The sequence below is a fragment of the Rugamonas sp. genome (assembly GCF_025354735.1).
Lineage (GTDB): Bacteria > Pseudomonadota > Gammaproteobacteria > Burkholderiales > Burkholderiaceae_D > Rugamonas.
Window position 1 is genome coordinate 1 of sequence record NZ_JANXMI010000274.1, and the last position, 9868, is coordinate 9868.

At 64.0% G+C, this 9868-nt stretch carries 10 protein-coding genes; 9 read left to right on the forward strand and 1 reads right to left on the reverse strand.

Features of this window, described 5'->3' with window-relative positions; genetic code table 11:
* The 9 genes from Q0S71_RS22145 to Q0S71_RS22185 form a co-directional block, all read left to right on the forward strand.
* Positions 1-667, forward strand: a 667-nt coding sequence (locus Q0S71_RS22145; RefSeq protein ID WP_296000577.1) for a DNA gyrase C-terminal beta-propeller domain-containing protein, incomplete at its 5' end; no start/stop codon positions are given.
* A gap of 156 nt (positions 668-823) precedes the next feature.
* Positions 824-1936, forward strand: a complete 1113-nt coding sequence (gene serC, locus Q0S71_RS22150) for a 3-phosphoserine/phosphohydroxythreonine transaminase (protein WP_296000579.1) — start codon at positions 824-826, stop codon at positions 1934-1936.
* Positions 1937-2106: 170 nt separating this feature from the next.
* The gene (gene pheA / locus Q0S71_RS22155; RefSeq protein ID WP_296000582.1) at positions 2107-3180 is read left to right on the forward strand and encodes a prephenate dehydratase; all 1074 of its coding nucleotides are present in this window, start codon (positions 2107-2109) and stop codon (positions 3178-3180) included.
* Positions 3181-3206: 26 nt separating this feature from the next.
* The gene (hisC, locus tag Q0S71_RS22160; RefSeq protein ID WP_296000584.1) at positions 3207-4316 is read left to right on the forward strand and encodes a histidinol-phosphate transaminase; all 1110 of its coding nucleotides are present in this window, start codon (positions 3207-3209) and stop codon (positions 4314-4316) included.
* A gap of 14 nt (positions 4317-4330) precedes the next feature.
* Positions 4331-5233 carry a prephenate dehydrogenase/arogenate dehydrogenase family protein gene (locus Q0S71_RS22165; protein WP_296000586.1) on the forward strand — a complete coding sequence of 301 codons (903 nt, stop codon included), beginning with the start codon at positions 4331-4333 and terminating at the stop codon, positions 5231-5233.
* A gap of 161 nt (positions 5234-5394) precedes the next feature.
* Complete coding sequence (gene aroA, locus Q0S71_RS22170; protein ID WP_296000588.1) at positions 5395-6711, forward strand: 3-phosphoshikimate 1-carboxyvinyltransferase; 1317 nt, start codon at positions 5395-5397, stop codon at positions 6709-6711.
* Between the two features lie 102 nt (positions 6712-6813).
* Entirely contained in the window at positions 6814-7482 is a 669-nt protein-coding gene (gene cmk, locus Q0S71_RS22175) for a (d)CMP kinase (RefSeq protein WP_296000591.1), read from the forward strand.
* A 196-nt stretch (positions 7483-7678) separates the two neighbouring features.
* On the forward strand, positions 7679-9358 hold the full coding sequence (gene rpsA, locus Q0S71_RS22180; protein ID WP_020705490.1) for a 30S ribosomal protein S1: 1680 nt from the start codon (positions 7679-7681) through the stop codon (positions 9356-9358).
* Positions 9359-9374: 16 nt separating this feature from the next.
* Positions 9375-9680 carry an integration host factor subunit beta gene (locus tag Q0S71_RS22185; protein ID WP_072787195.1) on the forward strand — a complete coding sequence of 102 codons (306 nt, stop codon included), beginning with the start codon at positions 9375-9377 and terminating at the stop codon, positions 9678-9680.
* On the opposite strand, the gene Q0S71_RS22190 is transcribed toward Q0S71_RS22185, so the two are convergent.
* Positions 9667-9868: hypothetical protein (locus Q0S71_RS22190; protein ID WP_296000603.1), on the reverse strand; the 202-nt coding region annotated here is incomplete at its 5' end. The genes Q0S71_RS22185 and Q0S71_RS22190 overlap by 14 nt on opposite strands.

Consider the following 9868-nt stretch of genomic DNA (forward strand, 5'->3'; position numbering starts at 1 on the left):
GAAGGACTTCAGCAATCCACGCAAGGCCGGCATCATCGCGGTCGACCTGGACGAGGGCGACTTCCTGATCGGCGCCGCGCTGACCGACGGCCAGCACGACGTGATGCTGTTCTCCGACGCCGGCAAGGCGGTGCGCTTCGATGAGGAGGACGTGCGTCCGATGGGCCGCAACGCGCGCGGCGTGCGCGGCATGAACCTCGACGAAGGCCAGCGCGTGATCGCGCTGCTGGTGGCCGAGAACGAGCAGCAGTCGGTCTTGACGGCCACCGAAAACGGTTACGGCAAGCGCACGCCGATCACCGAGTACACGCGCCACGGCCGCGGCACCAAGGGCATGATCGCGATCCAGACCAGCGAGCGTAACGGCCGCGTGGTCGCCGCCACGCTGGTCGACACCACCGACGAAATCATGCTGATCACGACCGGCGGTGTGCTGATCCGCACCCGCGTGTCGGAGATCCGCGAGATGGGCCGCGCCACCCAGGGCGTGACGCTGATCGCGGTCGAAGACGGCACCAAGCTGTCCGGCTTGCAGCGCGTGGTCGAAACCGATATCGACGAAGTCGAACTCGAACCGGGCCCGGACGGCAAGCCGGTCGCGGCGCCGCAAGACGCTCCGGCCGATGCATCGTCGGACGAGACTCCGCCAGAGTCCACGCCTGAATAAGGCGAGCAGCGACAGCATGTTCCGCTTCGAGGCTTGAAGCGGAACCGGCGGGACCAGGGTTCTTTGCGCGGAATGATGCGACAATAACACTGGCCCCGTTTTTTATTGGCGCGTGAAAGACATGCGGCCATTCATGAACAGACTAAGGATCGTACCGTGACCCCGATCTACAACTTCTCCGCCGGCCCGGCCGTGCTGCCGAAAGAGGTGCTGGCGCAGGCCGCCGCCGAAATGCTGGACTGGCATGGCAGCGGCATGTCCGTCATGGAGATGAGCCATCGCGGTCCCGAATTCGTCTCGATTTATCAGGCGGCCGAACGCGACCTGCGCGAGCTGCTGGCCGTGCCGGACAATTACCGCATCCTGTTCATGCAGGGCGGCGGCCTGTCGCAGAACGCCATCGTGCCGATGAACCTCGTCGGCCGTGTTGGCGCCGCGCAGCCGGCCACCATCGATTTCCTGCACACCGGTTCCTGGTCCGGCAAGTCGATCAAGGAGGCGGCCAAATACGCCAACGTGAATATCGCCGCGTCGTCGCAGGCGGGCGGTTTCAAGGCCGTGCCGCCGCAGTCCGAATGGCGGCTCACGCCGGGCGCCGCCTATCTGCATATGTGCACCAACGAGACCATCGACGGCGTCGAATTCGACCTGACGCGCCTGCCGGCGCAGTTGGACGGCGAGTTCGCCGCCACGCCCGTCGTGGCCGATATGTCCTCGCACATTTTGTCGCGCGTGATCGACGTGGCGCAGTACGGCCTGATTTTCGCCGGCGCGCAAAAGAACATCGGCCCGGCCGGCGTCACCATCGTCATCGTGCGCGACGACTTGCTGGGCAAGGCGCTGGCGGTGTGTCCGTCGGCCTTCGACTTCCAGCTGATCGCCGACGCCGGATCGATGTACAACACGCCGCCGACCTATGGCATCTACATCGCCGGCCTGGTGTTCCAGTGGCTCAAGCGGCAGGGCGGCGTGGCCGAGATGGAGCGGCGCGCGGTCGCCAAGGCGCGCCTGCTGTACGCGGCGCTGGACGCCGACGATTTTTATGAAAACCGCGTCGAGCCCGATTCGCGCTCGCGCATGAACGTCCCGTTCTACCTGAAGGACGAAAGCAGGAACGAAGCATTCCTGGCCGGCGCTAAAGAGCGCGGCCTGCTGCAACTGAAGGGCCACAAGTCCGTCGGCGGTATGCGCGCATCGATCTACAACGCGATGCCGATCGAGGGCGTGCAAGCCCTGGTCTATTATTTGAACGAGTTCGCGGGCCGCTGATTTTGATTTTTAAAGATGATGCGACGCGCGGCTAATCGGGGCCTTGACCCGCGGTCTTGACCCACGGTCTTGACCCGCGGTCTTGACCCCGACGTGGCGGCGCCGGCTGATCGCGGCAAGACCGCGTTCGACCGGAATTCCATGCATATCACTGACAATATACGCAGAACATGACAGACAAACTGACCCCCTTGCGCGTGCAGATCGATGCCATCGACGCGCAAATCCTCGACCTGCTGAACCGCCGCGCCAAGGTGGCGCAGGAGGTCGGCCACGTCAAGGCGCTCACCAACGCGCCGGTGTTCCGCCCCGAGCGCGAGGCGCAGGTGCTGCGCGGCGTGGCCGAGCGCAATCCCGGACCGATGGCCGACGAATCGCTGCAAACCATCTTCCGCGAAATCATGTCGGCCTGCCGCTCGCTGGAGCGGCGCGTCACCGTGGCCTTCCTCGGGCCGGCCGGCACCTACAGCGAGCAAGCCGTCTACCAGCAGTTCGGCAACGCGGTCGACGTGCTGGCCTGCTCGTCGATCGACGAGGTGTTCCGCGCCACCGAAGCGGGCACCGCCGATTTCGGCGTGGTCCCGGTCGAGAATTCGACCGAGGGCGCGATCGGCCGCACGCTCGACCTGCTGCTGCAAACGCCGCTGACGATCAGCGGCGAAGTGGCCATCGCCGTGCGTCACAGCCTGCTGACCGGCACCGGCAATATGGACGGCATCACCGCCATCTGCGCCCACGCGCAGGCGCTGGCGCAGTGCCAGATCTGGTTGAACAATAACTATCCCGAGATCGAGCGCCGCGCCGTTTCGTCCAACGCCGAGGCGGCCCGCATGGCGCGCGACGACCACGGCATCGCGGCCATCGCCGGCGAGCGCGCCGGTGTACGCTATGGCCTGGGCACCGTCAAGGCCAACATCCAGGACGACCCGCACAACCGCACGCGCTTCGCCGTGATCGGCCACTTGCAGGCCGGCCCCTCGGGCCACGACCGCACCTCGCTGGCGCTGGCCGCGCCGCACAAGGCGGGCGCCATGTATCGGCTGCTTGGCTCGCTGGCCCAGTACAACGTGTCGATGACGCGCTTCGAATCGCGCCCGGCCCGCACCGGCACCTGGGAATATTATTTCTACGTCGACGTCGAAGGCCATGTGCAGAACGAGGCCGTGGCCAAGGCGCTCGAGGAGCTGCAAAGTAACGCGGCCTTCTTCAAGGTGCTCGGATCGTATCCGGTCAGCCTGACTTAACCTTCAACCAGAATCCGAGAGACTCCATGTCCAACCACTACGGCCCGGAATACGTCCGCGCCATCGCTCCCTACCAAGCCGGCAAACCGATCGCGGAAGTCGCGCGCGAATTCGGCCTCGACGAGGCCTCCATCGTCAAGCTGGCGTCGAACGAAAATCCCTTCGGCGTGCCCGAATCGGCCCGGCAGGCCATGCTGGCCGCCGCCGCCGACCTGGGGCGCTACCCGGACGCCAACGGCTTCGACCTGAAAGCCGCGCTGGCCAAGCGCTATGACGTGCCGGCCGACTGGATCACGCTCGGCAACGGCAGCAATGACATCCTCGAAATCGCCGCCCACGCCTTCGTTGAAAAAGGCCAGGCCGTGGTCTACTCGCAGTATTCGTTCGCGGTGTACGCGCTGGCCACGCAGGGCCTGGGCGCGCGCCACATCGTGGTGCCGGCCGCCGACTACGGCCACGACCTGGCGGCGATGCTGGCCGCCGTCGACGCCGACACGCGCCTGATCTTCGTCGCCAATCCGAACAACCCGACCGGCACCTTCATCCCGGCCGCCGAGATGGAAGCCTTTTTGCAGAAGGTGCCGGCCCACGTGGTGGTGGTGCTCGACGAAGCCTACAACGAATTCCTGGCCGCCGAAAACCAGTTCGAATCGGCGCAGTGGGTGAAAAAATATCCCAACCTGCTGGTCTCGCGTACCTTTTCCAAGGCCTATGGGCTGGCAGGCCTGCGGGTCGGCTTCGGCATCGCGCAACCGGCGCTGACCGATCTGCTGAACCGCATCCGCCAGCCGTTCAACGTCAACTCGATGGCGCAGGCGGCGGCCATCGCGGCGCTCAACGACAAGGAATTCTTGAGCCGCAGCGCGGCCAACAACGCCGCCGGCTACCAGCAGTTCGTCGCCGCGTTCGAGGCGCTCGGCCTGGAGTACGTGCCGTCGTTCGGTAACTTCGTGCTGGTCAAGGTCGGCGCCGACGCGGACGCCGGCGCGCGCGTCAATCTGGCGCTGTTGCAGCAGGGCGTGATCGTGCGCCCGGTCGGCAATTACGGCTTGCCGCAATGGCTGCGCATTTCCATCGGCCTGCCGCAGGAAAACGCGATCCTGATCGCGGCGCTGACCAAGGCGCTGGCCGCGTAAGGATAGGGGAAGCCGTGCTCGATAAAATCGTCATCTTCGGTGTGGGCCTGATCGGCGGCTCGTTCGCGCTGGCGCTGAAAAAGGCCGGCGCGGTGCGCATCGTCGTCGGCATGGACCGCTCGGCGGCGTCGCTGGCGCGGGCGCGCGAGCTGGGCATCATCGACGCGGCCGGCGCCGACATGGCGGCGGCCCTCGATGGCGCCGACCTGGTGCTGCTGGCCGCGCCGGTGGCGCAGACGGCGGCGATTTTGTCGGCGCTGGCGCCGCATCTGCAAGCGGGCACCGTGGTCACGGACGCCGGCAGCACCAAGGCCGATGTGGTGGCGGCGGCGCGGCGCGCGCTGGGCGGAAAAATCGCGCAGTTCGTGCCCGGTCATCCAATCGCGGGACGCGAGAGCAATGGTCCCGAGGCGGCCGTCGATGATCTGTATGCCGGCAAGAAGGTGGTGCTGGCGCCGCTGGCGGAAAACAGCGCGGCCGACGTCGGACGCGTGGCGGCGGCGTGGTCGGCCTGCGGCGCGGTGATTCGTCATTTGTCGCCGCAGGAGCATGACAAGGTGTTCGCCTCCGTCAGCCATCTGCCGCATTTGCTGGCGTATGCGCTGGTGGACGATATCGCCAACAAACCGCATGCCGATTTGCTGTTCCAGTACGCGGCCAGCGGTTTTCGCGATTTCACCCGCATCGCCGGGTCGTCGCCGGAGATGTGGCGCGACATCAGCCTCGCCAACCAGTCGGCGTTGCTGACCGAGCTCGATGCGTATCTGGCACAATTGACGACATTGCGCGCGCGGCTGGCCGCCGGCGACGGCGCCGCGCTCGAAAGCATGTACGCCAACGCGCAGCGGGCCCGCCATCAGTGGATCACGGCGATAGAAACGGCGGAGGCGCCGCTGGTGCGGGACAAGGCTGAGTGATGCGGCGACCTGCCCGGATGAGCCGGCGCCCTGGAGCCGGGGTCAAGACCGTGGTCTGCCCCCGAAGTGGCGGCAGTGTCCAGCCCTGATTTCGGCCTTGGCTTTTGCAAGGGCCGCCAGCGCGAACGGCGCCGGGACTTCTCTTTTTAGAACGGAATTTTATGAGCAGCGAATTTATTGATCTTCAACCGGTCGCCCATGTGGAGGGCGTGGTCCGCCTGCCGGGATCGAAGTCCATTTCGAATCGCATCCTGCTGCTGGCGGCGTTGTCGCAGGGCGCGGTCGATATCGTCGACCTGCTGGCGTCGGACGACACGGCCGTCATGCTGGCGGCATTGCGCGCGCTCGGCGTGCAGTGGTCCGAAGAGCAAACCGCGACCGGCACCGTGCACCACGTGCAGGGCGTGGCCGGCGTGTTCCCGAACCAGTCGGCCGATCTGTTCATGGGCAACGCCGGTACCGCCATCCGTCCGCTGACGGCGGCGCTGGCCGTGATCGGCGGCGACTACACGCTGCACGGCGTGCCGCGCATGCATGAGCGGCCCATCGGCGACCTGGTCGACGCGCTCAACGCGGCCGGTACGCAGATTGAATACACCGGCAACGCCGGCTTCCCGCCGCTGCACATCGGCCGCGGCCAGATCCACGCGCAGCGGCTGTCGGTGCGCGGCAATGTGTCGAGCCAGTTCCTGACCGCGCTGCTGATGGTGGCGCCGCTGATGGCGCGCGAGCACGCGATCTCCATCGACGTCGTCGGCGAGCTCATTTCCAAGCCCTACATCGAGATCACGCTGAACCTGATGCGCCGCTTCGGCGTCGTCGTCGAGCAGGATGGCTGGCAGTCGTTCACGCTGGCGGCGGGCCAGGTTTATCAAAGCCCGGGCACCATCCACGTCGAGGGCGACGCCTCCTCGGCCTCCTACTTTTTGGCGGCCGGCGCGATCGGCGGCGGTCCGGTGCGGGTCGAGGGCGTGGGCCGCGACAGCATCCAGGGCGATGTCCGCTTCGTCGCCGCGCTGGAACAGATGGGCGCGCGGATCACCATGGGCGACAACTGGATCGAGGCGCGCGCCAACGGTCCGCTCAAGGCCATCGACGCCGACTTCAATCACATTCCCGACGCGGCGATGACGATCGCGATCGCCGCGCTGTACGCCGACGGCACCAGCACGCTGCGCAATATCGCCAGCTGGCGCGTGAAGGAAACCGACCGCATCGCGGCGATGGCGACCGAGTTGCGCAAGCTGGGCGCGGTGGTGGAGGAGGGCGCCGATTATTTGCGCGTGACGCCGCCGGCGGTCATCACGCCGGCCACCATCGACACCTATGACGACCACCGCATGGCGATGTGTTTTTCGCTGGCGTCGCTGGACGGGATGGCGCGGCGCGGCAACGCGATGCGCATCAACGATCCCAGCTGCGTGGGCAAGACGTTTCCCGATTACTTCGCGGTGTTTGCCGGGATCGCGCGTTCATAGGGCCGGCGGCGTGACTTCGGGGTCTGACCCCGATTCCGGACCCGGGCGTCGCGCGCAAAACCTGGCGCCCGCCTTTTAATTTTTAGCTGACTTTTTGATCTTATGCCGACCTCTCACATTCCTGTCATTGCCATCGACGGCCCCACCGCTTCCGGCAAGGGCACGGTGGCGCACCGCGTCGCCGACAAACTCGGCTACCACTATCTGGATTCCGGCGCGCTGTACCGCCTGACGGCGCTGATGGCGATCCGCCGCGGCACCGACCTGGCCGACGAGCACGCGCTGGCCAAGCTGGCCGAGCACCTTCCGTGCAGCTTCGTGGGCGGCGACGTCATCCTGTCGCAGGAAAACGTCAGCGACGCCATCCGCGCCGAGGAGGTCGGCAACACGGCCTCGAAGATCGCCGTGTACCCGACCGTGCGCCACGCGCTGATCGGCCTGCAGCTGGGCTTCCGCAAGGCACCGGGCCTGGTGGCCGACGGCCGCGACATGGGCTCGGTCATCTTCCCGCACGCCCAGGTCAAGGTGTTTTTGACGGCAAGTGTGGCGGCGCGCGCGGGGCGCCGATATAAGCAATTGATAGACAAGGGTTTTTCTGCTAGTATGGAAGACCTTCTGATGGATTTGCAAGCGCGCGACGACCGTGATACTCAACGGGCGATAGCGCCGCTACTGCCGGCGGAAGGGGCGCATGTGCTCGACACGTCCGATATGACGGCTGATGAAGCCGTCGATGCGGTCTTGAAATGGCATGCGTCCGCCATCAAGTAATGGCGCCTTCAAGCAGTAAAGCAGTGCCGCCTTTTCAATATTGCAGCTGATATCGACAAGCGCGCTGCCGTTGGTGCCCGCCGCCGGCAAGTGCCGGTTTCGGGCGTATTGCAACCCTAACCCAGTTTAAGTCGCATAGTGCGATCTCTGCTGGATAACCATTTGTGAACCCCCTATGTCTACAGCTACCACTGGTATGGAAAGTTTTGCAGCGCTCTTCGAAGAGTCGTTGTCCCGTCAAGATATGCGCTCCGGCGAAGTCATCTCCGCTGAAGTCGTGCGTCTCGACCACAATTTCGTGATCGTGAACGCTGGTCTGAAATCGGAAGCTTTCATCCCTGTTGAAGAATTCAAGAACGACCACGGCGAACTGGAAGTCAAAGTTGGCGATTTCGTTTCCGTGGCCATCGAATCGCTCGAAAACGGTTTCGGCGACACCATCCTGTCGCGCGACAAAGCCAAGCGTCTGGCTTCGTGGCTGGCACTGGAAAAAGCCATGGAATCGGGCGAGATCGTCGTCGGTACCGTCAATGGCAAAGTCAAGGGCGGCCTGACCGTTCTGACCAACGGCATCCGCGCCTTCCTGCCGGGTTCGCTGGTCGACACCCGTCCGGTCAAGGACACCACCCCGTTCGAAGGCAAGACCCTCGAATTCAAGGTCATCAAACTGGACCGCAAGCGTAACAACGTCGTTCTGTCCCGCCGCGCCGTCATCGAAGCTTCGATGGGCGAAGAGCGTCAGAAACTGATGGAAACGCTGAAAGAAGGCACGGTCGTGACCGGCGTCGTCAAGAACATCACCGACTATGGCGCCTTCGTGGACCTGGGCGGCATCGACGGCCTGCTGCACATCACCGATCTGGCATGGCGTCGTGTGCGTCACCCGTCGGAAGTGCTGACGGTTGGCCAGGAAATCACCGCCAAAGTCCTGAAGTACGATCAGGAAAAGAACCGCGTTTCGCTGGGCGTGAAGCAGCTGGGCGACGATCCTTGGACCGGTCTGTCCCGTCGTTACCCACAAAGCACCCGTCTGTTCGGTAAAGTCACCAACCTCACCGACTACGGCGCCTTCGTTGAAGTCGAGCAGGGTATCGAAGGTCTGGTCCACGTGTCCGAAATGGACTGGACCAACAAGAACGTCGCTCCTAACAAAGTCGTCCAGCTGGGCGATGAAGTTGAAGTGATGGTTCTGGAAATCGACGAAGAGCGTCGCCGTATTTCGCTGGGCATGAAGCAGTGCAAAGCGAATCCATGGGATGACTTCGGCGTGACCCACAAGAAGGGCGATAAAGTCCGTGGCGCCATCAAGTCGATCACCGACTTCGGCGTGTTCATCGGCCTGGCCGGCAACATCGACGGCCTGGTGCACCTGTCCGACCTGTCGTGGACCGAGACCGGCGAAGAAGCCGTGCGTCGCTTCAAGAAGGGCGACGAACTGGAAGCCATCGTTCTGGCCATCGACGTCGAGCGCGAGCGCGTTTCCCTGGGCGTCAAGCAACTGGAAGGCGACCCGTTCAACAACTTCGCCGCCATGAACGACAAGGGCGCGCTGGTCACCGGCACCGTGAAATCGGTCGAGCCTAAAGGCGCCGTGATCCAACTGTCCGAAGAAGTCGAAGGCTACCTGCGCGCTTCCGAAATCTCCCGCGACCGCGTGGAAGATGCCGGCACGCACCTGAAGGTCGGCGATTCCGTCGAAGCCCTGGTCATCAACATCGACCGCAAAGCTCGCAGCATCCAGCTGTCGATCAAAGCGAAAGACAACGTCGAGACCCAGGAAGCGATGCAGAAAATGGCCGCGACCGACAACAACGCAGCTTCGGGCACCACCAGCCTGGGCGCGCTGTTGAAAGCCAAATTCGATAACAAGAACTAAGACACCGGTTCAGTAGATGACCAAGTCCGAGTTGATTAACCGCCTGGCTGAGCGTTATTCTCAGCTGGTGGCCAAGGATGCGGAGTACGCGGTCAAGACCATACTTGATGCGATGACCAATGCTTTATCGACTGGTCAGCGCATCGAGATCCGTGGTTTTGGCAGCTTTGCTCTGAACAGCCGGCCGCCGCGTATCGGGCGCAACCCAAAGTCGGGCGACAAGGTGATGGTGCCGGAAAAACGGGTGCCGCACTTCAAGCCGGGCAAGCAGTTGCGCGAGCGGGTCGACGCGATGGTCGGGCAACCGATCATCGAGGACTGAAGCGTCTACCACTGATGGATGTAAAAAAGCGGCGTCCCTGGATGCCGCTTTTTTTGTTTGGATGGCGCTGTCCACCATCGGCATCGCACTCCACGGTTTGACGACCACTTTTTTTGATATAAACGGTTTCTTGTGCCACACTGCGCACTTGGAAATCCAGAACAGGAACTAGGCTGATGAAATTCATA

Coding starts and splice junctions, on each gene's coding strand:
- aroA (WP_296000588.1), top strand. CDS start 5,395: ATGAGCAGCGAATTTATTGATCTTCAACCGGTCGCCCATGTGGAGGGC.
- Q0S71_RS22185 (WP_072787195.1), top strand. CDS start 9,375: ATGACCAAGTCCGAGTTGATTAACCGCCTGGCTGAGCGTTATTCTCAG.
- pheA (WP_296000582.1), top strand. CDS start 2,107: ATGACAGACAAACTGACCCCCTTGCGCGTGCAGATCGATGCCATCGAC.
- cmk (WP_296000591.1), top strand. CDS start 6,814: ATGCCGACCTCTCACATTCCTGTCATTGCCATCGACGGCCCCACCGCT.
- hisC (WP_296000584.1), top strand. CDS start 3,207: ATGTCCAACCACTACGGCCCGGAATACGTCCGCGCCATCGCTCCCTAC.
- rpsA (WP_020705490.1), top strand. CDS start 7,679: ATGGAAAGTTTTGCAGCGCTCTTCGAAGAGTCGTTGTCCCGTCAAGAT.